This window comes from Edaphobacter lichenicola (genome assembly GCF_014201315.1).
GTDB lineage: Bacteria > Acidobacteriota > Terriglobia > Terriglobales > Acidobacteriaceae > Edaphobacter > Edaphobacter lichenicola_B.
This window is the reverse complement of sequence record NZ_JACHDY010000003.1, coordinates 470,033-493,472: the sequence shown is the minus strand read 5'-3', so window position 1 is coordinate 493,472 and position 23,440 is coordinate 470,033. Positions and strand designations below refer to the sequence as shown.

The 23,440-nt window shown below is 59.4% G+C and carries 24 protein-coding genes and 1 other RNA gene; 15 read left to right on the top strand and 10 right to left on the bottom strand.

Annotated elements, in window-relative coordinates; genetic code table 11:
- Positions 1 to 9: 9 nt before the first annotated feature.
- The 13 genes from HDF09_RS13345 (at position 10) to HDF09_RS13280 (ending at position 12,501) form a co-directional block, all read left to right on the top strand.
- Entirely contained in the window at positions 10 to 732 is a 723-nt protein-coding gene (locus HDF09_RS13345; protein ID WP_260181293.1) for a hypothetical protein, read from the top strand.
- Positions 729 to 2,186, top strand: a complete 1,458-nt coding sequence (gene leuC, locus HDF09_RS13340) for a 3-isopropylmalate dehydratase large subunit (protein ID WP_183767032.1) — start codon at positions 729 to 731, stop codon at positions 2,184 to 2,186. Before HDF09_RS13345 ends, leuC begins: the two co-directional genes overlap by 4 nt.
- The gene (locus HDF09_RS13335) at positions 2,183 to 2,554 is read left to right on the top strand and encodes a hypothetical protein (RefSeq protein WP_183767030.1); all 372 of its coding nucleotides are present in this window, start codon (positions 2,183 to 2,185) and stop codon (positions 2,552 to 2,554) included. The genes leuC and HDF09_RS13335 overlap by 4 nt, the downstream gene beginning before the upstream one ends.
- Complete coding sequence (gene leuD / locus HDF09_RS13330) at positions 2,554 to 3,189, top strand: 3-isopropylmalate dehydratase small subunit (RefSeq protein WP_183767027.1); 636 nt, start codon at positions 2,554 to 2,556, stop codon at positions 3,187 to 3,189. The genes HDF09_RS13335 and leuD overlap by 1 nt, the downstream gene beginning before the upstream one ends.
- A gap of 45 nt (positions 3,190 to 3,234) precedes the next feature.
- Entirely contained in the window at positions 3,235 to 4,941 is a 1,707-nt protein-coding gene (ilvD, locus tag HDF09_RS13325) for a dihydroxy-acid dehydratase (protein ID WP_183767025.1), read from the top strand.
- Between the two features lie 7 nt (positions 4,942 to 4,948).
- Positions 4,949 to 5,416 carry a hypothetical protein gene (locus tag HDF09_RS13320; RefSeq protein ID WP_183767023.1) on the top strand — a complete coding sequence of 156 codons (468 nt, stop codon included), beginning with the start codon at positions 4,949 to 4,951 and terminating at the stop codon, positions 5,414 to 5,416.
- 26 nt (positions 5,417 to 5,442) lie between these two features.
- The gene (locus tag HDF09_RS20805; RefSeq protein WP_260181292.1) at positions 5,443 to 7,314 is read left to right on the top strand and encodes a thiamine pyrophosphate-dependent enzyme; all 1,872 of its coding nucleotides are present in this window, start codon (positions 5,443 to 5,445) and stop codon (positions 7,312 to 7,314) included.
- Between the two features lie 308 nt (positions 7,315 to 7,622).
- On the top strand, positions 7,623 to 8,162 hold the full coding sequence (locus tag HDF09_RS13305) for a hypothetical protein (RefSeq protein ID WP_183767021.1): 540 nt from the start codon (positions 7,623 to 7,625) through the stop codon (positions 8,160 to 8,162).
- A 26-nt stretch (positions 8,163 to 8,188) separates the two neighbouring features.
- Positions 8,189 to 8,794: an acetolactate synthase small subunit gene (gene ilvN / locus HDF09_RS13300; protein WP_183767019.1), complete on the top strand. Its 606-nt coding sequence runs from the start codon at positions 8,189 to 8,191 to the stop codon at positions 8,792 to 8,794.
- On the top strand, positions 8,791 to 9,147 hold the full coding sequence (locus tag HDF09_RS13295; protein ID WP_183767011.1) for a hypothetical protein: 357 nt from the start codon (positions 8,791 to 8,793) through the stop codon (positions 9,145 to 9,147). Before ilvN ends, HDF09_RS13295 begins: the two co-directional genes overlap by 4 nt.
- A gap of 21 nt (positions 9,148 to 9,168) precedes the next feature.
- The gene (locus HDF09_RS13290) at positions 9,169 to 9,477 is read left to right on the top strand and encodes a hypothetical protein (protein WP_183767009.1); all 309 of its coding nucleotides are present in this window, start codon (positions 9,169 to 9,171) and stop codon (positions 9,475 to 9,477) included.
- A 19-nt stretch (positions 9,478 to 9,496) separates the two neighbouring features.
- Positions 9,497 to 10,522, top strand: a complete 1,026-nt coding sequence (ilvC, locus tag HDF09_RS13285) for a ketol-acid reductoisomerase (protein WP_183767007.1) — start codon at positions 9,497 to 9,499, stop codon at positions 10,520 to 10,522.
- 479 nt (positions 10,523 to 11,001) lie between these two features.
- Positions 11,002 to 12,501 (top strand): ATP-binding protein, encoded by a 1,500-nt coding sequence (locus tag HDF09_RS13280; RefSeq protein ID WP_183767005.1) that lies wholly within the window; start codon positions 11,002 to 11,004, stop codon positions 12,499 to 12,501.
- A gap of 50 nt (positions 12,502 to 12,551) precedes the next feature.
- Here the strand turns inward: HDF09_RS13280 and HDF09_RS13275 are convergent, their stop codons facing one another.
- The 6 genes from HDF09_RS13275 to HDF09_RS13250 all read right to left on the bottom strand — a co-directional run bounded on the left by HDF09_RS13275 (position 12,552) and on the right by HDF09_RS13250 (position 18,931).
- Positions 12,552 to 12,836 carry a DUF427 domain-containing protein gene (locus HDF09_RS13275; RefSeq protein ID WP_183767003.1) on the bottom strand — a complete coding sequence of 95 codons (285 nt, stop codon included), beginning with the start codon at positions 12,834 to 12,836 and terminating at the stop codon, positions 12,552 to 12,554.
- Between the two features lie 162 nt (positions 12,837 to 12,998).
- Positions 12,999 to 13,424, bottom strand: a complete 426-nt coding sequence (locus tag HDF09_RS13270) for a DUF4760 domain-containing protein (protein WP_183767001.1) — start codon at positions 13,422 to 13,424, stop codon at positions 12,999 to 13,001.
- A gap of 19 nt (positions 13,425 to 13,443) precedes the next feature.
- Positions 13,444 to 16,353, bottom strand: coding sequence for a type I DNA topoisomerase (gene topA / locus HDF09_RS13265; protein WP_183766999.1), 2,910 nt, complete (start codon positions 16,351 to 16,353; stop codon positions 13,444 to 13,446).
- Between the two features lie 270 nt (positions 16,354 to 16,623).
- Positions 16,624 to 17,808, bottom strand: a complete 1,185-nt coding sequence (dprA, locus tag HDF09_RS13260; protein WP_183766997.1) for a DNA-processing protein DprA — start codon at positions 17,806 to 17,808, stop codon at positions 16,624 to 16,626.
- 95 nt (positions 17,809 to 17,903) lie between these two features.
- Positions 17,904 to 18,677: a DoxX family protein gene (locus tag HDF09_RS13255; protein WP_183766990.1), complete on the bottom strand. Its 774-nt coding sequence runs from the start codon at positions 18,675 to 18,677 to the stop codon at positions 17,904 to 17,906.
- A 59-nt stretch (positions 18,678 to 18,736) separates the two neighbouring features.
- On the bottom strand, positions 18,737 to 18,931 hold the full coding sequence (locus HDF09_RS13250) for a DUF3565 domain-containing protein (protein WP_183766988.1): 195 nt from the start codon (positions 18,929 to 18,931) through the stop codon (positions 18,737 to 18,739).
- A gap of 60 nt (positions 18,932 to 18,991) precedes the next feature.
- Here HDF09_RS13250 and HDF09_RS13245 point away from each other — a divergent pair, with 60 nt between their 5' ends.
- Positions 18,992 to 19,834: a menaquinone biosynthesis protein gene (locus tag HDF09_RS13245; protein ID WP_183766986.1), complete on the top strand. Its 843-nt coding sequence runs from the start codon at positions 18,992 to 18,994 to the stop codon at positions 19,832 to 19,834.
- A 78-nt stretch (positions 19,835 to 19,912) separates the two neighbouring features.
- Positions 19,913 to 20,638 carry a YqaA family protein gene (locus HDF09_RS13240; RefSeq protein WP_183766984.1) on the top strand — a complete coding sequence of 242 codons (726 nt, stop codon included), beginning with the start codon at positions 19,913 to 19,915 and terminating at the stop codon, positions 20,636 to 20,638.
- A gap of 10 nt (positions 20,639 to 20,648) precedes the next feature.
- Here HDF09_RS13240 and HDF09_RS13235 read toward each other — a convergent pair whose 3' ends face one another.
- The 4 genes from HDF09_RS13235 to ffs all read right to left on the bottom strand — a co-directional run bounded on the left by HDF09_RS13235 (position 20,649) and on the right by ffs (position 23,435).
- Positions 20,649 to 21,335 carry a DUF2306 domain-containing protein gene (locus HDF09_RS13235; protein ID WP_183766982.1) on the bottom strand — a complete coding sequence of 229 codons (687 nt, stop codon included), beginning with the start codon at positions 21,333 to 21,335 and terminating at the stop codon, positions 20,649 to 20,651.
- Positions 21,335 to 21,907, bottom strand: a complete 573-nt coding sequence (locus HDF09_RS13230; protein ID WP_260181291.1) for a PadR family transcriptional regulator — start codon at positions 21,905 to 21,907, stop codon at positions 21,335 to 21,337. Before HDF09_RS13230 ends, HDF09_RS13235 begins: the two co-directional genes overlap by 1 nt.
- Before the next feature lie 137 nt (positions 21,908 to 22,044).
- Complete coding sequence (locus tag HDF09_RS13225; protein ID WP_183766980.1) at positions 22,045 to 23,061, bottom strand: beta-ketoacyl-ACP synthase III; 1,017 nt, start codon at positions 23,059 to 23,061, stop codon at positions 22,045 to 22,047.
- 276 nt (positions 23,062 to 23,337) lie between these two features.
- Positions 23,338 to 23,435: signal recognition particle sRNA small type (gene ffs / locus HDF09_RS13220), an RNA gene on the bottom strand.
- Between the last annotated feature and the right edge of the window lie 5 nt (positions 23,436 to 23,440).

Here is a 23,440-nt window from a genome sequence, read left to right as displayed (position 1 = left end):
AAAATGAAGATGCGCCATGCCATCCAACTCGCCGCCACTCTGCTGCTCTTCGCAGCTCCGGCCGCGCACGCGCAGATCTCTTCCCCACAAATCAAGCGAGACAAGAAGCAGCCAAAAGAAAACGTCGAATGGCTATGGCAATACGGCCCCCCACCAGCCGACGGCCGTGAGACCCAACTGGTCCTCGATACCCGCTTTCGGCCATTCCTGGCCCAATATCTCACTGCTCCACAAACCTTCTGGGGCAGTCCCAAGACCGGCTACAAACCACTCGACGAGACCGCACTCGACTTCCTATCAGTCCCCGACAAAGTTCTCGCCGACGACAACCGTTATCTCTCGATCACCGGCTGTGTCTTCCGCTTCAACCCGGCGCGCGGCCTCCTCTGGGTCGACCTTGGCCTCCCCCATCCTCTCATTGCCTTCGCCGCCATCGACTGGATCAAGGACAGCAGAACCCCAAGCGAACCCGGCGCCGAGTACACTCTCTGGGTCTTCGCCAACCATCCCATCGACCCAGACCACATCCCCCCGGCGCTCACTCACAGCGTCGCGCGCTGGACCGCCCAACCGCCCTCCGGCAGCACCGTCATTCAACAGATCACTCGCGCCATTCTCGTCGACCCCGACGGCACGCCTCATCAGATTCAGCCGGCAGCCATCGGAGCCAACACATTCACCAAGCCCCAGGATTTCATCAAGTCCCAGGATGACCAGAAAGCACAACCATGAGCACACCCCAAATAACAGTGTCGAATACTCCCAAAACACTCTTCGAAAAAGTATGGCAGCAGCACCTCGTCGCCGAGCCGCAGGGTGAACCCAGCATCCTCTACATCGACCTGCATCTCGTCCACGAGGTCACCAGCCCCCAGGCCTTCGACGGTCTCCGCATGGCAGGCCGCAAGCTGCGCCGCCCCGACCGCACCGTCGCCACGGTAGACCACAACGTCCCCACCAGCAGCATCGAGGACCGCCTGCATATCGTCGACCAGATCGCCTCTAAGCAGATCGAGGCGTTGCGCAAAAACTGCGCCGACTTCGGAGTCGAACTCTACGACGTCCAGTCGCCCGAGCAAGGCATCGTCCACATCATCGGCCCAGAGCTTGGCCTCACCAAGCCCGGAATGACCATCGTCTGCGGCGACTCGCACACCAGCACCCACGGCGCGTTCGGCGCTCTTGCCTTCGGTATCGGCACCAGCGAAGTCGAGCACGTCATGGCCACCCAGACTCTCCCACAGGACAAGCCAAAGACCTTCCGCATCAACGTCGAAGGCACACTGCCCCACGGCGTCACCGCCAAAGACATCGTCCTCCACATCATCGGAGAGATCGGCACCGCCGGCGCTACCGGCTACGTCGTCGAATACGCCGGCTCCGCCATTCGCGCCCTCTCGATGGAAGGCCGCATGACCATCTGCAACATGAGCATCGAAGCCGGTGCTCGCGCCGGAATGATCGCCCCCGACGCCACCACCTTCGCCTATCTCAAGGGCCGCCGCTTCTCGCCGACCGGGGCAGCGTGGGACGAAGCCGTCCAGCACTGGTCCCAACTTGTAACCGACACAGGAGCAATCTTCGATCGCGAACTCACCATCGCCGCCATCGACATCACCCCAACCGTAAGCTGGGGCACCTCACCCGGCATGGTCACCGGCGTCAAATCGACCGTTCCCCTGCCCGACCCCACCGCCAGCGAGGCCGACCAAAAAGCCTTCGAACGCGCCCTCGAATACATGGACCTGAAGCCTGGCACTCCAATAGAACAGATCAAGATCGACGCAGTTTTTCTCGGCTCGTGCACCAACGCGCGCATTGAGGACCTTCGAGCCGCCGCGAAGATCGTCGATGGACATCACATTGCATCGACCGTACGCGCGATGGTCGTTCCCGGCTCGCAGGCCGTCAAACGCCAGGCCGAATCCGAGGGTCTCGACGCGATCTTCAAAACCGCCGGCTTCGAATGGCGCGAACCAGGCTGCAGCATGTGTCTCGGCATGAATCCCGACATCCTCGCACCCGGCGAGCGCTGCGCCTCGACCTCCAATCGCAACTTCGAAGGCCGCCAGGGCCGCGGTGGCCGTACCCACCTCGTCTCACCCGAGATGGCCGCCGCTGCCGCTATCGTCGGCCATTTCACAGACATCCGCGACTGGAACCGAACGGAAGGCTCCTCGCGATGATCTCCCAGAATCAAAGCCGTGCATTCTGGTGGTGCGCCACAATCACCGGTGTTAGTGCCCTTGTCAGCGCTGGCTTTTCTTTGGCAGCGGTCTTCGCTCACAATCCGTGGGAGACTACTGCACTCTACGCTGCCTCGCGCAGCGTAGCCGTGCCGTTTGCCATTCTTGCTGCCATCAATCTGCGGTCGACGCCCGCTCTCGCAGCTCTCGCATTCGTTATGGGCCTCATCCAGCTCTTCGACGGCTTCGTCGGTATCTATGCGCACGACGCCTCGAAGACCTATGGCCCATTTGTTCTCGCTTTACTCACCTTCATCACCCTCGCCCGTCTGCTGAAAACGCAACGGGCCGCCGGAGAACCAAACTAATGCATCCCATCAACGTTCTCACCAGCCACGCCGTCCCTCTCGACCGCCCCAACGTCGACACCGACCAGATCATTCCCAAGCAGTTCCTCAAGCGCATCGAACGCACCGGCTACGGCGACTTCCTCTTCTACGACTGGCGCCGCATTCAGGACGGCCCCAACTCTGGCCAGCCCGACCAGACCTTCGTCCTCAACAAAAATAATCACAAGGGCGCGAAGATCCTCATCGCCGGGAAAAACTTCGGCTGCGGCAGCTCCCGCGAGCACGCCGCCTGGGCCCTCACCGACTTCGGCTTCCTCGCCGTCATCGCTCCCAGCTTCGCCGATATCTTCTTCTCCAACGCAGGAAAGAACGGCATGGTCCTCGTCCGCCTCCCCGAGTCCGACGTGGAAACCCTGATGCACCGTTCAGAAAAAAATCCCGCGCATAAGATCACCATCAACCTCGAAGCCCAGACCATTACCGACGACGAAGGCTTCAGCGCACACTTCGATATCGACCCCTTCCGCAAATACTGCCTGCTGAACGGCCTCGACGACATCGGCCTCACCTTGCGCCACGAATCTGAACTCGACACCTTCGAAAACAAACATGATGCCGAGTTCTGGCTGAAACCCCGACCTGCCACTGCTTGATTCGCGCTGACTCGCTAACCCGCTGACTCGCTTTCCTGAAAGGCTATGACTTTGAGCAACGAACTCAATCCGGCAAAGAGATATTCGAAAGTCCTCACAGAAGGCCCATCCCGCGCCGCCGCACGCTCTTACCTGCGCAGCGTAGGCTTCAGCAAAGAAGATCTGCACAAGCCCATCATCGGCATCGCCAACACCTGGACGGAGGTCGGCCCCTGCAACTTCCATCTCCGCGACGTCGCCGCAGCCGTCAAGCAAGGCATTCGCGACGCCGGCGGCACTCCCATGGAGTTCAACACCATCACCGTCCACGACGGCATCACCATGGGCACCCAGGGCATGAAGGCCTCGCTCGTCTCCCGCGAGGTCATCGCCGACTCCATCGAACTCGTCACCCGCGCCAACTCCTTCGACGGCCTCGTCTGCATCGCCGGCTGCGACAAGAACATGCCCGCCGCCATCATGGCCCTAGCCCGCCTCGACATCCCCGGCCTCATGCTCTACGGCGGCTCCATCGCCCCCGGCAAGCTCCCCCAACCCGACGGCACCATCAAAGAGATCACAATCCTGCAGGTCTTCGAAGGCATGGGCTCACACGCCGCCGGCAAGATCACCGACGACGAACTCGAAGCCCTCGAAGCCGCCGCCTGTCCCGGCCCCGGAGCCTGCGGCGGACAGTTCACCGCCAACACCATGGCCATGGCCGGCGAGTTCCTCGGCATCTCTCCCATCCAGATCACCGGCGTCCCCGCCATGTCGCCCGATAAAGCCGCAGCCAGCCGCGAAGCCGGACGCCTCGTCATGGAGCTCGCAAAGAACGACCTCCGCCCGTCGAAGATTGTCACGCGCAAAGCCATCGAGAACGCCTACGTCTCCGCGTGCGCGTCTGGTGGCTCGACGAATGCGGTCCTCCATCTGCTCGCCATCGCACGCGAGTTCAACATCCCCTTCACCATCGACGACTTCAACGCCATCAGCGACCGCACACCGCACATCTGCGACCTCTCCCCCGGCGGCAAGTACGCTGCCACGGACTATCAAAATGCAGGCGGCAGCCGTCTCCTCGCCAAGCGCCTCCTCGACGCAGGCCTCATCGACGGCAGCCAGATCACCGTCACCGGCAAGACTCTAGCCGAAGAGGCCGCAGCAGCAGTCGAAACACCGAACCAGGCCGTCATCTATCCCACAGACCACCCACTCAAAGCCACCGGCGGCCTCGTCATCCTCAAGGGCAACCTCGCGCCCGAGGGCTGCGTCGTCAAAGTCGCTGGCCACGAGCGCCTCTTTCATCAAGGCGTCGCGCGCGTGTTTGAGTCCGAAGACGAGTGCCACGCCGCGGTTGAAGCCGGCAAGATCAACCCCAACGACGTCTGCGTCATCCGTTACGAAGGCCCACGCGGAGGCCCAGGCATGCGCGAGATGCTCGCCGTCACCGCCGCCATCAAGGGCATCCCGGAGCTCAGCGAAACAGTAGCTCTTCTCACCGACGGGCGCTTCTCCGGAGCCACACGCGGCCTCATGGTCGGCCACGTAGCACCCGAAGCCCAGCTTGGAGGCCCCATCGCCGCCGTCCACGAAGGCGACACCATCACCTTCGACATCCCCAACCGCAAACTAACCCTCAACGTCCCTGAAGCCGAGATCGCCAAACGCCTCACCACATGGAAGGCCCCCGAACCCCGCTTCAAACGCGGCGTCTTCGCTAAGTACGTCAACACCGTAAGCAGCGCCAGTGAAGGAGCAGTGACCACTTAGTCAAACCATGACACGCAAGGGCAAATACGTTCTTTATGGCGCAGTCGCAGTAATCTTGCTGGCGGTTCTGCCATTCCTCGCGATCTTGCCATTCGCGGCGTCAAACGCCGTTGCTGCTGGTTATTATCTCGTCTTTACTAGATTGCCCTCACTAGGTGAACTCAATGGCAGCTATTCAGCAAAACCAACTTGGGGAACCGCGTCATTGGTTATAAACCGCGATGGCAGTTTTGAGCAGAGCGTTTCAGAGACCGGAACAACTCCGAAGACCCTGCAAGGACGCTGGTCTGAACAAAACGCCGATGGTGGACACGCTATTGCTGTCACGTTATCTCCTTACATCAATGTTCAAGAAGATCAACCCAGAGACACATACAAAAGCTACACCGTGAACTTCTACAAACGAAAGTTCGGAACAACTTTCGGCGTTTTGAACGATGACACGGGCTTGCAGTACACAAAAATCCACGACTGACCGTTATAGAAACGATGGAGGCGATCATGAAAAATCAACACCCCCAACTCACCGGAGCCGAAATCATCTGGGCCACGCTCGTTGGCGAAGGCGTGGACAAGGTCTTCGGCTACCCCGGCGGAGCCATCCTCCCTGCCTATGACGCGCTGCGCAAGTTCCCGATTCACCACATCCTCGTGCGACACGAGCAGGGCGCATCGCACATGGCTGACGGCTACGCTCGTGCTTCGGGGAAGGTCGGTGTGTGTATTGCCACCAGCGGCCCCGGCGCGACGAATCTCGTCACCGGCATCGCAACCGCCATGCTCGACTCCATCCCCATCGTCTGCATCACCGGACAGGTAGGCAGCAAAGTCCTTGGCTCCGACGCCTTTCAGGAAGTCGACATCACCGGCATCACTCTGCCGATCACGAAGCACAACTACCTCGTCACGCGCTCTGAAGAAATCGCGCCGACCTTGCGTGAAGCCTTTCAGGTTGCGACCAGCGGCCGCCCTGGTCCTGTGCTCGTCGACATCACCAAGGATGCACAGCAGAACACCGCCACCTTCAACTTTGAGTCTGCTGCACCCGCGTCCTACCGCCCTCACCCGATGCTGCGCGCCGAGTCCTCCTCCATCCAACAGGCGATCGAGCTGATTCAGCATGCCAAGCGGCCTGTCATCCTCGCCGGCCACGGCATCACGCACTCGGGCGCGGAAGCGCAGGTTCTCGCCTTCGCTGAACGCCAGCAGATCCCCGTTGCCAGCACGCTGCTTGGGCTTGGAGCCTTCCCCACGTATCATCCGCTCTCGCTCGGGATGATGGGAATGCACGGCGAATCGTGGGTCAATAACGCGATCCAGCAAGCCGATCTGTTGCTCGCCTTCGGTATGCGCTTCGATGACCGCGTCACCGGCAACCTCGCACACTACGCGCCAAACGCGAAGAAGATTCACATCGAGATTGACCCCTCCGAGATCAACAAGAACGTCCGCGCGGACGTAGCCCTCATCGGCGATCTCAAAGAGGTTCTCGAACTCCTGCTCCCGCTTCTCGACTCCACTGGCTACACACTCGATCGCGACAAGGGCACGATCCGATTCGGCGATGGAGTTACTGGCAAGCTTCCCGCGTCCGGCAGTCCGGGCGGCTCCCGTCAAGGCGGCGGAGCGGCAGGAAACGTGCCATGTGCAACCACCGACTGGCTCTGCGAGATCAACGCCATGAAGGGCGACGCTGCCGTTCGCGACATCATCAATCTGCCCGACAATGGCCATCTTTATGCAGCCCATGTCATCAACGACATCTGGCGTGAAGCACACGCCGCGGGCCGCGCCGATCGAACCATCATCGTTACAGATGTCGGGCAGCACCAGATGTGGGAGGCGCAGTATTACAAGCACGATGCGCCTCGCTCGCTGATCACCAGCGGAGGCCTTGGCACCATGGGGTTTGCGCTTCCGGCGGCGATTGGGGCGAAGGTCGCTTGTCCTGAGAAAGATGTCTGGGTGATCGCGGGCGACGGCGGTTTTCAGATGACTGCTGCTGAGCTTTCGACCATTGTTCAAGAGGGTTTGGCGATCAATATTGCGGTGATCAACAACGGGTTTCTGGGCATGGTTCGGCAGTGGCAGGAGGCGTTTTATGAGAAGAACTATGCGGCTTCCCCGATCCTGTCGCCTGACTTTGTGAAGCTGGCTGGCGCGCATGGTATTGATGGGGCGCATGTTAGCGAACGAAAGCATGTGACTCCGACCGTTACGAAAGCGCGCACCAGCGGCAAAGCGTTTCTGATCAACTTCCAGGTTGAGAAAGAGGATGGGGTTTATCCGATGATCGCTCCCGGGGCGGCGCTTCACGAGATGGTGCGGCGGCCGGCGAATGATCCGCTTCTGGAAACGGCGGAGGATGAATAATTTTTTCGTCTTTCCGCAGAAAAAATTCTGGCTGTGGTGCGGGAGCGAAGATCGTCGTTTTTCCCTTGTTTTTGAGGGGTGTTTTGAAAAAAACGGTGTTCTGAACGTGGTTTTTTGATGGTGAGAACGTGGTGAAATGCGTGGTAAACGTGGTGCGTTAGCAGCGTGTTTTTGACCGTCGAAAAATACGCCAGGTTTTTGAAGTTTATTTTTGTCCGTAGCGCGGTTTTGATCTTTTGAGAGAGGGATTGCCGATGCCAAGTCGATTCGGAGCTGGAGCGAGTAGAAAGTTCGGAGTCGTCGGATGCGTGGCCTGGCCGCTTCTGGGCATCGCGTTGTCTGCGGCTGCTGCGTTGGCTCAATCTGCTGTGCCAGTTCAGGCTGCTCCGTCGGCTCAAGCTAGTGCCCCGGCTCAAGCTGGTGCGTCGGCTGAGGCTGCTCCGACCACACCGCCGCCACCGCCGGGTCAGGTTCGCATCCGGGTGATCAATGCGCTCACCAATGAGCCTGTCCACGATGAGAGGTTGAATGTGGCTCTTCGCGTGGATCAGATCGGGTCGGTTGCCATGGGGACCGACAAGAACGGGATCATCCTGGTGGATCCGAAGAAGGCGACGATTATGCGGATCCTCTCGAATATGTATGCGGACTGCAGGCCGCGGAGCGAGCTCTACACCAACTACTCCGTCGCCGCGATTCTCAGCACTGGAGTCACAACGGGCAATCTTTGCAGCAGCGCGAGCCCGAAGGCAAAACCCGGCGAACTGATCCTCTACGAGGTGCCCAAGACCTATCTTCGGCAGTACCCTGCACCGCCTGTCGACTCCATGCCCCACAGTCCAAACTAAACGCCGTACTCGTTTGAAAGGCACTTATGCTCCACACTTTTGTAGCTCTGGTCCAAGACAAACCCGGCGTGCTGACGCGTGTCGCCTCGCTGTTTCGCCGTCTCAACATCAACATCGTCTCGCTGACGGTGGGGGAGAGCGAGCGGGCCGATGTCTCGCGTATGACGATCGTCTGCGAGGCGCCGGACCATGCCGCGCATCGCATTCGCGCTTCGCTCTACAAGCTTGAGATCACGGTGGACGTGGATGAGGTGGGGCGTGCCGACGCCGTCATCCGCGAGCTTTGCCTGGTCAAGATCGCAGCCGGGCCGAAGACTCGCTCGCAGATCTTCGAGCTTGCCAACGTCTTCCGGGCGCGTGTGGTCGATCTTGCGCCCGAGTCGGTGATGCTCGAGATGACGGGCGCGGCCAGCAAGATTGAAGGGCTGATCCAGGTGCTCACCGAGAGCGGCTACACGATCCTTGAGGTCTCGCGCACGGGGCGCATGGCGATGCGGCGAGGGCATCACACCAGCCGCGTGCTGAAGGCGCTCGGCACGCCTGATCCTGACCACCACGATGAGAAGTTGTTCCATGAAAAGCCACACGCGGACGAGATTCTGCCGAATGAGTTTGCAGAGGGCGAGGGGTGATCCGGTTCAATAACAAACCGAAGAAGCAGACCAAGGCAAAAACCTCTCTGATACCCAGATTGTTTTTGGTGGCTGGCGGCGGCGCGTGCATCCTCATGGGTGTGAATCAGATCCATAAAGGCATTTTCGTCTGGAGAAACGGATATCTTCAAACCGTTTATGCAGGCGGAGCGATTGGCGCTGGCGCTCTCCTTATTCTCTTTGCGTTTTTACCGGTCGGCGATTGGATCTACCGCCGGATTACGACGCGACCTCAACTCGACGAGCCGCAGCATAGCTCACGACGTTCAAGACTTCACAAAACCCTAACCAATAATCAAAATAGAAAAAAGGGAAAAGGACACAATGGCTAAGTTTGCGGAAGATGAGATCTGATGCCGAAACGCCAGCCAAGCCAGCGAAAAAAACTCTCTAACTTTCAAGCGAGACTAGCCGTTTTTGCAACTGGCTTGCTGTCCAGTGCAATGGGAGTCGCGTATCTGCGAGGCGGCGTCTTTTCTTTCACGAACGCACGGTATCACCAGACGGTCTTTTCAGCGGGCGTAATCGGCACCGGCATTATCCTAATGATGTTTGCGCTCCTCCCCGCCGGTGACCGTATCTATCGTCGTATTACCACGCGGCGCGAGCTGAAGTTCACGCACCACAACCGACATTCCCACCCAAACAAAACAGAAGACTGACAGACTCGAAAGGGACACAATGGCAAAGGCATACCACGACGCAGACGCAGACCTCTCTCTTATCCAGGCAAAGAAAGTTGCCATCATCGGCTATGGCTCGCAGGGCCATGCGCACGCGCTGAACCTGAAGGACTCGGGCGTTGACGTTCGCGTGGGGCTGCGCAAGGACTCGCCCAATGCGGATCGCGCGCGCAAGGCCGGGCTTCAGGTCGATACCGTCGCCGAGGTTTCGAAGTGGGCTGACGTCATCATGAACCTGACGCCGGACCAGACGGCGGCGAAGGTCTACCACGCAGAGATTGAGCCGAACATGAAGCCGAACGTGACGCTGATGTTTGCGCATGGCTTCAACATCCGCTTCCGCACCATCACGCCTCCTGCGACGGCGGACGTCTCGCTGGTTGCGCCGAAGGGCCCTGGCCATCGCGTTCGCGAGGTGTTCACCGAGGGCGGCGGCATTCCGGGCCTCGTCGCGGTGGAGCAGGATGCGAGCGGACATGCGCTGGCGCTGGCGCTGAGCTACGCCAAGGGCATCGGCTGCACCCGCGCGGGTGTGCTTGAGACCACGTTTACCGAGGAGACCGAGACCGACCTCTTCGGCGAGCAGGCGGTGCTGTGCGGCGGCACCAGTGCGTTGGTGAAGGCGGGGTTCGAGACCCTCGTCGAGGCCGGCTACCAGCCTGAGCTTGCGTACTTCGAGGTGCTGCATGAGCTGAAGCTGATCGTCGACCTGATGTACCGGGGCGGGCTGGAGTATATGCGCCACTCCATCTCGGACACCGCGGAGTGGGGCGACTATGTGGCCGGACCACGCATCGTGACGCCGGAGGTAAAGAAGGCGATGAAGGGTCTGCTGAACGATATTCAGGACGGCAGCTTTGCGAAGCGGTTTATCGCGGAGAACGAGACGGGCCGCCATGAGTTTACCCGTATCCGCAAGCAGGAGGCCGCTCTCCAGATTGAAAAGGTTGGGGCTGAGCTGAGGAAGTCCATGCCGTTTCTCGACCCGGTCGTGGTAAAAGATGGGCAGGTTCACAAAGCGTGAGTCCGTACGTCTAAGAATCTGTCCTGCCGGACGGGCTCCCTGCGCGGGAGGGCGGTCACTTCGTGACTTGTATACCGCTTCGCTTGGCGCTCCCGTTGGTCGCGAACGAAGATGATTCCGACCAACGGGAGGACCACGCGAAGCTCTAAAAAGGCGTGCGAACGCCCGCCGAATCGGGGTCCCCACAAACAGGTCTTCGTTTGTGGGGTGACTAAGCGCAGGAGGCCCGTCCGGCAGGACATTGATTTACGAACCAAAGATTTACCAATCGAAAGGCAGGGGGCGGCATCCAATCTGGTGTCGCTTCCTCCGTTTTAATCTCAGATGATCCTCAAATCCGTAACTGTCGCGTCGTCCGGCTAAGACTCTGCTTGAAATTCAGGAGCAGAGAAACGACTGCGAAGCCGAACCTCTGTAACATGGAGAGGAAGATCTGCTGAACCGATTCAGACGTTTGCGTGACAGAAGGAGTTCCAGGCATGGCTACTGTGGACAACTATGAAAGCCTCCTCCCAACACTTCCGGCTCCTGCGGTAGATCAGGATGCAGCTTCGCCGGCTCAGCCGTCGCCGGTTGCGGATATTGTTGCGGCACTTCGCACGATCACTCCGCTCGACGGTCTGACCGAGGAGGAGTACACCTGGCTCGCGACTAAAGGCACCGAGCGTATGGGCCCGGACCGGTCGATCGTGTTTCGCGAGGGTGAACCGGCCTGCAATATGAACTTCCTGCTGAAGGGCGAGGTTCAGGTGCGGCGGCGCTTCACGAACGCACCGCTGTTTATTGGCCGGGCGGGCTCGATGACGGGCAAGCTTCCCTTCTCGCGCATGAAGAACTATGGCGGCGAGGGATACTCGGTGGGTCCGGTGTGGGCCATCGATATTCACGAATCGCTGTTTCCGGAGATGCTGGTTGCGATTCCGTCGATGGGGCAGCGCTGTGTCTCGGCTCTGCTGGATCGCGTACGGGAGGTTACCCGTATGGAGCAGCAGTCGGAGAAGCTGAATGCGCTGGGCAAGCTGGCTGCGAACCTGTCGCACGAGCTGAACAACCCCGCCTCGGCCGCTCAACGCTCTGCCGCCAGCCTGTTCGGGGAGCTGAAGGAGTATGGCGAGCAGAAGTACAAACTTGGCAACCTGTGCCTGCCGGACGAGACGACGCAGAAGTATAAAGCCTGGATCGCGAATGCACGGGCGCGTATGTCTGCCTACACCAACCTGCCCAAGGGCTCGCAGAATCCGCTGGCGAACACGGACCGCGAGGAGATGCTGGTGCAGTGGCTGAACGCCCACAACGTGCCGAATCCGTGGACGATCGCGCCGGCGCTCTCGGAGACGACGCTGGCGTTTGACCTGCTCGATGAGCTGGCGGAGATTGTGGGGCCGGAGGTGCTTCCGGTCGCGGTGGCGACGGTGGCCAGTTCGCTGCGTGTTGAGCGGATGGCGGAGACGGTGGTCGACTCCACGGTACGGATCTTCGACCTGATCAGCGCGATCAAGGACTACTCGTACATGGACCAGGCGCCGATCCAGGATGTCGACCTGGCACAGTCGCTTGAAAATACGCTGGTTATGTTCAACTCGAGGCTGCGAAACGTCAAGGTGGAGCTGGAGTTCGATCCGAATCTGGAGACGGTGAGCGCTTATGGCAGCGAGCTGAACCAGGTTTGGACGGCGCTGATCGAAAATGCGCTGGACGCGATGAACGACATGGGGACGCTGCGGTTGCTGACAAAGGGCGGCGGCCAGATGGCGCTGGTGGAGGTTTGGGACTCAGGCCCGGGGATCGACCCGGCGATTCGGTCGCGGATCTTTGAGCCGTTCTTCACCACCAAAGCACCGGGCCGTGGGCTTGGACTGGGACTCGACACGGTTCAGCGGATCGTCAACAAGCACTCCGGGTTTGTTACGGTGGAGTCGAAGCCGGGAGCTACCTGTTTCCAGGTCCGGATGCCGCTTGATCGCCTGCAGGCTTACTAAAACCAATGGGGAGAGTCGCTTGACCCTCCCCATTGCGTGTTCAGCTTTAGCTATTTTGTGATTTCGACGCCACGCCAGAAGGCTATGTGGTGCTTTACGTTGCGCGCGGCCGGCTTGGGATCCGGGTAGTACCACGCCGCGTCGGGGTTGTCCTGGCCGTCCACCACGATGGTGTAGTAGCGGGCCTGACCCTTCCAGGGGCAACTGGAGGTGGTCGAACTGGGCTTCAAAAACTCTCGTTTTACCGACTCTTCGGGGAAGTAGATGTTTCCCTCGACGGTCTCATAGGTTTCGCTTTCGGCCAGCGTCTGGCCGTTCCAAACTGCCTTCGCCATAATCCACTACCTGCATTCTTTTCAACGAGTTACGTACACGAGCTGAGCCAGAAAACCCGCGCCGGGAGCATTCGGGAGACCTTGGAGCCGTGATGCATTTGTAACAGAAACGATGCAAAAAGGGAAAGTCTTCGGGTCATCCGTCGTGGCTCAGGTCCTGGCTCAGACGGAGGGTGTGGGCAACCCAAAATTCTTGAGAAACCCCTCGTAACGGGATCTGGCAGCGGGGTAGGCGTCGATCAGAGCAGCGGTCTGCGCCATGAACCGGTTGCCACTCTCCTTCTCCGTTTCGGCGTGGAAGTGGTGGAACTTGGCGTAGAGGAGAATCCCCTCGTTGTTCGTGTCCAGAAACAGATCCGGGTCGAGTGCGCCGCGCAGGACGAGCGACGCCGCCATCTCCCAGTAGCTCAGCGCCTGCCGCCACGAAGGGTTGTGCTCCGCTTTGACATCTCTCGAGACGACGCGCAGCTCCTCCAAGGTCTTCGGATCAAACTCGAAGACGAGAAACCGCCGCGCCTTGCGCAGAGTCTCCTCCCGGCGCATCTCGTACAGCTTCAAGATCAACTCAGCGTCTGCTGCTGTGGCCATGTCGTTCCCTTGTCTATGGTTAAGCTACGCTCTCGACAACGGCCCGGGTCTTCTCCGGGTCGGGCCGCTCGATGACGGGCACGGGAGCCGGCCCTGCGATCTTCTTCTCGTAGGTGCAGGGCGGAGTCGTCGGCTCTTCCTCGGGTGCGCCCTTCTTCTTGCGGCGCTTGGGCAGGGCCTCGCGGTTGTTCGGGCAGACCAGGTAGGTACCCTTGTCGTTGACCACCTCGAGAACATAAGCGCTGTCGCACTTCGGGCAGGTCTGGTTGACCAGCTTCAGGTTCGAAGCGAAGTCGCACTTGGGATAGTTCACGCAGCCATAGAAGAGATCGCCTCGCTTGGTCTTGCGCACGGCGATATCGCCGCCATCCTTCGGGCACTTTACGTCGAGCAGCTCCTGCTTGATGTACTTGCACTTAGGATAGCCGCTGCAACTGATGAACTCGCCGTACTGACCGTTGCGGAGCAGCAGTGGTTTGCCGCACTTCGGGCAGGACTCTGCGAGCTGGACCGGCGGCTTCTGCTGCACCTTCTGATTCAGTTTGCGAATCGTCTTGCAGGGTGGATCTTCGTTGTAGCCGGGGCAGGCCATGAACGGGCCCCAGGGACCATTGCGCAGCACCATCGTGCGTCCGCAGTTGTCGCAGGCCTCCTCTTCGGGCGCCTCGTCGGCTCCGGGTGCGCTGAGGTCAGGCTTCGCGGCGAAGTTCTCCTTGGTGAAGTCGCAGCTTATCGGCTCGACCGTAACTTTCTTCCCTTGCTCGGCAGCTTCAGCGATGGCCGACGCCATCTCCTTCGCGTCGCCGACCTCCTTGGAGTACTCGACCACGTCTTCCGTCGTCGCCTTCACGATCAGCGGGAAGGCAAACGCACTTGTAACCTTTTTCGTTACAGCTTTGGGATCCTTCTTCCACGGACCAGCCGCAATCGTCATCGGCTTTACCTTGGTGAAGTTGCTGCAGGAGTAGAAGCTGCCGAACTTGCCCCACTTCAGAATAAGAGGACTGCCGCAGTTGTCGCAGATCTCGTCGGTCTTCTGCTCCATCCGCTTGACGTCTTCCATCTTGTCGCTGGCGACGTTCAACTCCTTCTCGAAGTGGTCGTAGAACCCGCTCAACAGATCTGTCCAACGCTCCGTCCCATCTTCGACGGCGTCAAGTTCGCCTTCAAGCGTCGCGGTGTAGGCCGTATCGAAGATGTAGGGGAAGTTCTTCACCAGTAGCTTCGTAACGACGGTGCCAATCTCGGTCGGCACAAACTTCGACTGGATCTTCTTCACATAGTCGCGATCCTGAATCGTATTAATGATGGAGGCGTAGGTGGAAGGCCGGCCGATTCCCTTCTCTTCAAGGGTCTTCACCAGACTCGCTTCGTTGAAGCGCGGCGGCGGCTGGGTAAACTTCTGCAGCGGATCGAGTTTTTGCAGACGCAGAGCCTCGCCGTTGCTCAACTCCGGCAACCTTCGCTCAGCTTCATCCTCTTCCTCGGTCCCGGCCTGCGCAGCGGCATCAGCATCTGCGGTCGACTTCGCGCTCGCCTCTTCCTTCGCTGCTTTATCTTTGGCTGACTGGCGCGCGCGCTTCTCTTCCTCTTCGAACTTCAGGTGTCCCTCAAACTTCAACACACTGCCGGTCACGCGGAAGTCATAGCCAAGCTTTGCCTGCGCAACAATATCTACGGTCGTCTGGTCGAAGACCGCAGGCGTCATCTGGCTCGAAACAAAACGCTGCCAGATCAGCTTGTAGAGTCGGTACTGCTCGTCGCTCAGATACTTCCGGATCGAGTCCGGGGTGTACTTCACACTTGTGGGACGAATGGCCTCGTGAGCGCCCTGCGCCTCCACCTGCTGCTTTTTGCCGACATACTCGTTCGGAGTTGCAGGCAGATACTTCGCGCCGAGCTTGCCGATGAACTCGCGAGCCTCTGCAATCGCATCTGCGCTGACGCGGGTCGAGTCGGTACGCATGTAGGTAATAAGACCGACTGTGCCCTCTGCGCCAATCTCCACGCCCTCATATAAACGCTGCGCCACGCCCATCGTGCGCCGCACGTTGAAACCGAGACGGCCAGCCGCATCCTGCTGCAACTTACTCGTCGTAAATGGAGCCTTCGGATTGCTTCTGCGCTCCTTCTTCTCAACCGAGCGAACGCTCCACTTTGCGACCTTCAGTTCGCTGACAACCTCATCGACAGCCTCTTGATCGGGCAGCGCGTTCGACAGAAAGAGCTCTTTGCCCTCTTCATCTTTTCCGTTGGCAACACGCGCAGGAACACCGTTGACACCGACGAATCGTGCCGTGAAGCTCTGCTTGTTCGCAGTCGGCTCAAGCTGCGCATCGATGGTCCAGTACTCGACTGGATTGAAGTCATTGATCTCCTGCTCGCGCTCGACGATCAGCCGCAGTGCGACGGTCTGCACACGTCCTGCGGAGAGCCCGCGCCGAACCTTGTCCCAAAGCAGCGGAGAGACCTGGTAACCCACCAGCCGATCCAGCACGCGACGCGTCTGTTGCGCGTCCACAAGATCCTCATCAATATCCCGAGCATGCAAAAACGCAGCCTGCACAGCTTTTTTGGTGATCTCATTAAAGGTGACACGCCGAACCTTCGACTTGTCCTTCATCATCGGCAGCAACTGAATAGAGAGGTGCGCGGCGATCGCCTCGCCTTCGCGATCCGGGTCTGGCGCAAGGTAGACCATGTCCGCCTTCGACGCCAGTTTCTTCAGCCGATCCACCACCTTCTCTTTCCCCGGAGACACAATCAGCGTCGGCTCGAACGTCCGTCTCTTCAGCTCCACGCCGATGTCGTTCTTCGGCAGATCCATGATGTGGCCGATCGAGGCCTCCACCACGTAGTCACTGCCGAGATACTTCCCAATCGTCTTCGCCTTCGCCGGCGATTCGACGATAACTAATGATTTACCCATTTGTTCCCTTCATCCACCAGAACGCATTACCGAGGCAAAACGTTCCACACTTCCTTATTCCATTGCGAACCTAACACGAGTTCCGCAAACGCGTCATCTCATCATGATTGCTCAACTGACGAAATCGAACTGAGAAGGTCATAGCACAGCAACTACAGTCGACGAGCCGACCCACGCTGTGGATAACCCGCCAAGTCAAACGAAACCCTGAGCTTACGTTTATCTTTGCGGCATCCGCTTTGCCGCAGGAATCAACCTTGCCACTGCGACTCAAAACGTCCGCACATAATTTTTTCCTGGCAGTTGCCGAACGCGCCCTCGAAGCTCCAGCTCGAACAGCGCGGTGAAGATCTCTGCGGATCCCAACTCCGCCTCCAACTGTTCGATCAGCTCGTCCAGTTGCGTCGACTCGTCGTGCCGCAACCGCTCGAAGACGATCCTTTCGTGCTCGGGAAGCGGCGTATCGTTAAATAGAGATGCAGCCCCCGCCGGTTTCGATTCAGAGCCTCCCCCAGCCGCCGCCTGCTCGTCCTCCAAAGCCAGCCTGATCTCGGAGGGCAGATCCTCCCAGATATCCTCCCAGGTCGCGGTCAGCTTAGCCCCCTGTTTTATCAGGGTGTTAGGCCCCCATGCGTTCTTGTTCGTCACGTTGCCCGGGACGGCGTATACATCGCGATTCTGCTCCATCGCACACCGCGCCGTAATTCTGGTTCCGCTGTACTCAGCCGCTTCGATGACCAGCACGCCGACGCTCATTCCGCTCAGAATCCGGTTGCGGATAGGAAAGTTTTGCGGCGCGGGAAATGTTCCGAGGGGATATTCGCTCACGATCGTTCCGCCGGTGGCGACGATCTGCTCGGCCAGCTTCTTGTTCTCCTTGGGATAGATGACATCGATGCCCGTGCCCCAGACCGCGACCGTTTTTCCTCCTGCCTCGATCGCACCCTTGTGCGCCGCAGTGTCGACTCCGCGAGCCATACCGCTCAGAATCACCATCCGGCGATTCGCAAGATCGCGTGAGAGCAGCTCCGCCATCCCTGCTCCGTAGGGCGAAGGCTGACGCGTTCCAACCACCGCAATGCCCGGCCGTGCCAGCAGAGAGACATCGCCGCGTATCCAGAGCGTCGACGGTGGATCATAGATCTCGCGCAGCCGTTCAGGGTAGGCCTCATCTTCCGGCGTTAATATGCTGCCGCCGGCTTCAGCCACACGCTTCAACTCATCTTCCGCTGCGGCTTTGGCTTTGCCCTCAAAGACAAACTGCGCAGACTGCGCCGACATCCCCGCGCCTTCCAACTCGGTCAGCGAAGCCTCAAGCACACGCTCCGCAGCGCCCAGCCGATTCATCGCCTTCCAGATTCTTGTGGGGCCCATTCCCGGCGTCAGCGTCAACGCCACCCATGCCAATCGTGCCTGGTCCTTCACCACTGTTGCATCCTGCTGCGCCAAAGCCATTCATGGTCCTCTTCGTCGTATGCTTCGCGGGCCTCTCTAGTCTGCGACTCCAAACATCGCCGACCGACAGAGGCTCACCGTCACTGTATCGCATCTCAGGCGACAGGGTCGGAGGCGAAGCTCTCGGCAAGAATAAAAGACGCACCGCTCATCGCCAATGCAACTAGCAGGCTAGTGACCTCGTCCCCATTGCGCGGGTTGGCTGCGACGCGGGGCACGTGAAGAATAACGACCCAGATAAAAAACATCATACCCAACAAGACTGACGCGGTTCGCGCCATCTGCCTGGTGACGATCGCCAGAGCAGCTGCGACAAACGCCACTCCGACAAAGTAGGACCAGAAGAGGCGCGCGGGAATCCATGCGGGGACAATAGTCGCCACAAACTTCGCATACAGAAAATGCTGCACGGCGAAGACCACCAGCGCGATGGCAAACGCAACGCGCCCGAAGGTGGCTAAATGCGACAAGGCCTTGTTTGTTGGCTCGAACCTGAGTCCGTCCGGAGTCTCGATCCGAGCCAGCACGAAGGCGCCACCCATCAAAGCCAGAAGCTCGAAGCCGCTGGTCCAGGGATCGGGGCTATGCGGCTGCGCGATGAACCTGGGGAGCTGCAGAAACAGGACGTATAAAAACAGAGCAACACCCAAAAGCACAGTCGCCAGCCGCGCCAGTTTTTCAGTCACGATGCAGACTGCAACCGCGATCAGCGCAGCGCCGGCCAGCACAGCCACCGGGTGCGGCCCCGGAATCCACGGAGGGCCAGGGATCGGCCCCTTCAACCCGCCGACGTAGATGAAGTGCTCCACACCAAAGAACACCAGCGCGGCGGCAAAGAAGAGGCGACCGACCTTCAACAATCCATCCATTCTTTTTGCTCCCTTCCCGATTGACCTGGTTGCGTCGTGAGAATCCTACTACCAGATGGCTATCTTTCCTCCTCATCGCACTGCTTGCACTCCATCAAACTCCCGATTCGCGCCGCCCTGCCCTCTTCCGTCGTCACCCACTCGCGCAGCATCCACGGCGGATCGTGCCGCACATGCTGCCCATGTCCGCAGTCCAGCCGGGCCGCCCAGTGCTGCTGTTCATCCTGATAAAAACCCACGACTCGCCTCTGCATCGAGCACGCCTCCTCCACATCCAATAAACTAGTCCTTTGAACACTTCGTCTTCATCTTCCATGCTTCGCGTCGCTGCCATCAACTTTCTCAACCCCGCACCGCTGATGTGGGACTTCGAACACGCACCGCTCGCGCAAGAGCTGGCACAGCGCTATTCGCTGCACTACACCCAGCCCTCGCAGTGTGCCGCCGAACTTCTCGCAGGCCGCGCCGACCTTGGCCTTATCCCGATCGCAGCGCTCACGCCAGAGCTTGCCGTCGTCCCGGGCTGCACCATCGCTTCGCTAAATGAAGTTCGTTCCATTCAGCTCATCGTCAAATCTCCTAACACGTTCAGCACGGTGAAGACGGTCTCGGCCGACACCGCCTCCCGCAGCTCGCTCGCCTACGCCGAGATCCTCTTCCGCAAGTTCGCCAGCAACCATCCGGCCTTCCTGCCCGCTTCAGCCGATCCCATTGCGATGCTGCAACAGGCTGATGCTGCCATTTTGATCGGCGATCCAGCGCTGCTCGCCCTCGAACGCCGCGAGCAGATCGAAGCGGAGGTTGGCCCCTGCCAGTGGTTCGATCTCGCCCACGAATGGCACATCCGGACGAATGTCCCCTGGGTCGCCGCGGTGTGGGCCGTGCGGCCAGAGTCTCTCGGGGAACCACGCCTCTCCGCCGCTCAACTGGTCGAAGACCTTGAAGCCTCGCGCAATCACGGCCTTCTGCACATCGAAGATCTGGTCAAAGAGTGGGCCCCGCGGATCGAACTGAGCCCCGCTGTCATTCGTCACTATCTCTCCAGCAACATCCACTACGTTCTGAATACGGATTGCATGCACGCCATTAAACTCTTTCGGCAATACGCCGCGGAGGTCGATGTTCTCCCCGCGCTGCCCGATCTCCGCCTCCTGTAAACCCTCTGTTATACTCGCCGCTCCACCAATCTTCAGAATTTCAGCGACTTCTCCTCCCTGGGTCGCGTCTTAATCTCTATGAGCCTGCGCGAAGCTGCCACGATCCTATACAAGAGTCTCGCCGCCGCCGCGCAGACGGCTGCCGCAGCACACCGCGCGCGCAGTCCATTCCTCCATCTGCTCTTCAGCTTCGGCCTCTTCGGCGTCTTCCTGGTCTCGATCGTCGACAGCTCCTTCGTTCCGCTGCCTCTGCCCGGCATCACCGACATCATGATCATCGTGCTTTCCGCGCAGCATCAAAGCTGGTTTCTCTTGATCCTGCTCGCAACGATAGGCTCCGGGCTCGGCGGATGGTTCAGCTACCAGGTAGGCCAGTCAGGCGGGATGGCTTTTGTTGAAAAACGCGTGCCTCCCAAGATCTTCAAGCGTGTCCGCGAATGGATGGAAAACCACGCCATTCTCTCCGTTGCCCTGCCGGCGATTCTGCCGCCGCCGATGCCGCTAAGCCCCTTCGTCCTTGCGGCTGGCGCGCTGAAGATGTCGCGCAAGAAGTTCCTCAACACCTTCATCATCAGCCGCGCCCTTCGTCACGCCCTCGCCGCCTGGCTAGGCATTCACTACGGACGGCACATCCTCCGACTCTGGAACAGTCTCTCCGACAAGTATGCGACCCCAGTTCTCATCGTGATCTGGACCGGGATTCTCGCAAGCTGCACCTTCGCCTTCTGGAAGCTCTACAAGACCTCACGTGCGGTCCACCCACGCTCTCGACGCCTCGCCAAGCCCTCCAACACCACCGCCTAAGCCCAATTCCTTACGCCACAGCCTTCACCCGCGGTGAGAACTTACGCTGGTAGTATGCCGTGATCAGAATAATTGCAGGCACACCGATCATCGTCGGCCACAGCCAAACGTACCAGTGATTGCCAATAACCCGCGTTAACGTGACCACGCTGAAGGCCGACCACGCCGCAATGTAACTCCCGATAAAATTTCCGAGATGCGTGTACCACCAGAACATCTTTTCCTTCGGCTTGCGCACGAACGAGAGCAACTGCGTCGCCGCGCCTCTCATTCCGATGAATCCGAACACCACGCCCACCAGCGGAATCACCTCCATGGATGCGGGACGGAACCACGACAGCCAGGCCAGCAGCGCACTCGTCGCAAAGGTAACGACGCCCGCAATCCAGTCGATAGGCTCCGCGCCTCCGCCGCGCGCCAGCTCCTTCAATCGCAGAACGCGAAATCCCGAAAACGCAAAGTAGAAGCTGAACACCGCCACCAGGGCCAGAAATCGCACCGGGAAGAAGAACGCCATCGGGATCGCCGTCGCCGCGACCACCCCCATCGACCACAGATAGACCTTCCCCCAGCGTTTATGCTGCTTGCCACCCTTTGCAGTAGCCAGTGCAACGGGAGCAAGCAGAAACGACGATGCGCCCGCAGCAATATGAATCGCAAGAAAGATCTTTACCCACAACGGATCGAGTGCATGCATCACCGCCTCCTTTTTCCCTTACTCTCTATCTCATCCAACTCCGCGAGCGTCTCCCTGCACCACTTCAACATCGCTACGCTGTAGTGCCGTCCGTAGTTCAGCGTCATCAACCAGTAGGACAGATTAGGATCGTTCGCCTCTTCCTTCCGCAGCTGCTTCGCCGTGGCGGTGTACACCTTCAGCGCCCGCTGATGAAACTCCATATTCGAGGCCACATGGTCCCGATTGACGCTCGTCGAGACATGCGCTCCAAAGAAGAGTTTCAGCAGCAACTCGTTCCTCGCTACCTCATCCGAGACCGGAATCTTCAACCACTCGTGCAGTCGCTCGCGTCCCTCTGCTGTAAGCGAATACAGGTTCCGATCCGGCTTTCCTTTGTTGCGCTCGGTCTTCTTCTCGACCAGACCCGCTGCCGCCAGCCGCTTCAATCCTGGATAGATCTGCCCATAGCTCTCGCTCCAGAAGTGCCCGATCGATTGAGCGACCATCTGACGAATGTCGTATCCGGACATCGGCCTCAGGCTCAGAAGTCCAAGCAAAGCATTGGGAGTCGACCCGCCTTCCATTTTCATAGCTCCAAGATATATATCTAAAAGATACAATAAGCAAGAAAAATCCTCAAAATCTGGGCGGACGAAAATCTGAGGCTAAAAGAAAACGGGTGAAGCATCTTGGCCTCACGCGCTCGAAATCTTTTAGAACCTGTGCCTTAGAACTCCCACCGCAACAAAGTAGCTCCCACGGTAAAGCCAGCTCCAACGCTCGCCAGCAGAACCAGATCGCCCTTCTTCAACCGCTTCTCTTCGAGCGCCGTCTGCATGGCCATCGGAATCGTAGCCGCCGTGGTGTTGCCATATCGATCGATGTTAATAATCACCGACTCCTCCGGCATGCCCAGCCGCTCCGCCGTCGAAAGAATAATCCGCTTATTCGCCTGGTGCGGGATGAAGCAGCCAAGGTCCTTCCCTTCCACGCCGTTGCGCGACAGGATGATCTCCGCAGCCTCCGCCATCTTGCGCACCGCAAACTTGTACACCGCCTGCCCGTCCTGGTGCACGTAGTGCATCTTCGCTGCGACCGTCTCGGCTGTCGGCGGATTCAAACTGCCGCCACCGGGCATATTCAACGCCGCCGCACCAGAGCCGTCGATCTCGTGCCAGTAGTCGACCAGCCCGATCTCTCCCTCTTCGCAGGGCTCGAGCAACACCGCGCCGGCGCCGTCGCCGAAGATCACGCAGGTCGCGCGGTCGGTGTAGTCGATAATCGAGCTCATCACATCCGCTCCAATCACCATCACCTTCTTGTGCATCCCGCTCTCGACCAGCTTCGCCCCCACCTGCAACGCATAGGGAAATCCCGAGCAGGCTGCCGAAAGATCGAACCCCCATGCGCCCTTTACGCCGAGCTTGTCCTGCACCAGGCAGGCAGTCGCCGGAAAAAACATATCAGGCGTCACCGTGGCCACGATGATCACCTCCAGCTCACTGGCCTCGATGCCGCGAGCCGCGAGACACTTCTTCGCCGCCTCCACCGCCAGATCGCTGGTCGCAACCCCTGCATCCACGATGTGCCGCTCGCGAATTCCCGTCCGCTCGACAATCCATTGATCGTTGGTTGCGACCATCTTTTCCAGATCTGCATTGGTCAACAAACGCGGCGGAACATAGGTCCCTACCGAACTGATCTTCGCGCGTACCCGCGTCTGCGGTTTCAACGTCAAACTCAAACTCTCACCTCATCTAGTGTCAAAGCAATAAAGACAAACCGTTTCAAATGAACCGTCGTTCACCGTTGGACCATTCTCTCTGAGAAGCCTACGCGTGTCACGCTCCCTTGACGAGTTCCTTGACGCGCAGCGACCCAAAAAAGACACACTCACCCTGGGGAGATGGGTGAATCAACAAAATGTGCTGAGCGGGAAAAGAGGAGGAGGGATAGTGCACCGGGCGACCTACTGCGCCATTGTTGGAGCCTGCGGCGAAAGTAGTGGGAGGCGAGGATAGTGCACCGGGCGACCTACTGCGCCCGTAATGACCCGTTACCGTTGCTTCCTTCCGGACCTGGCGGGGTTGGCGGGATTACGTCGCGTAGGACCCGGCACATGA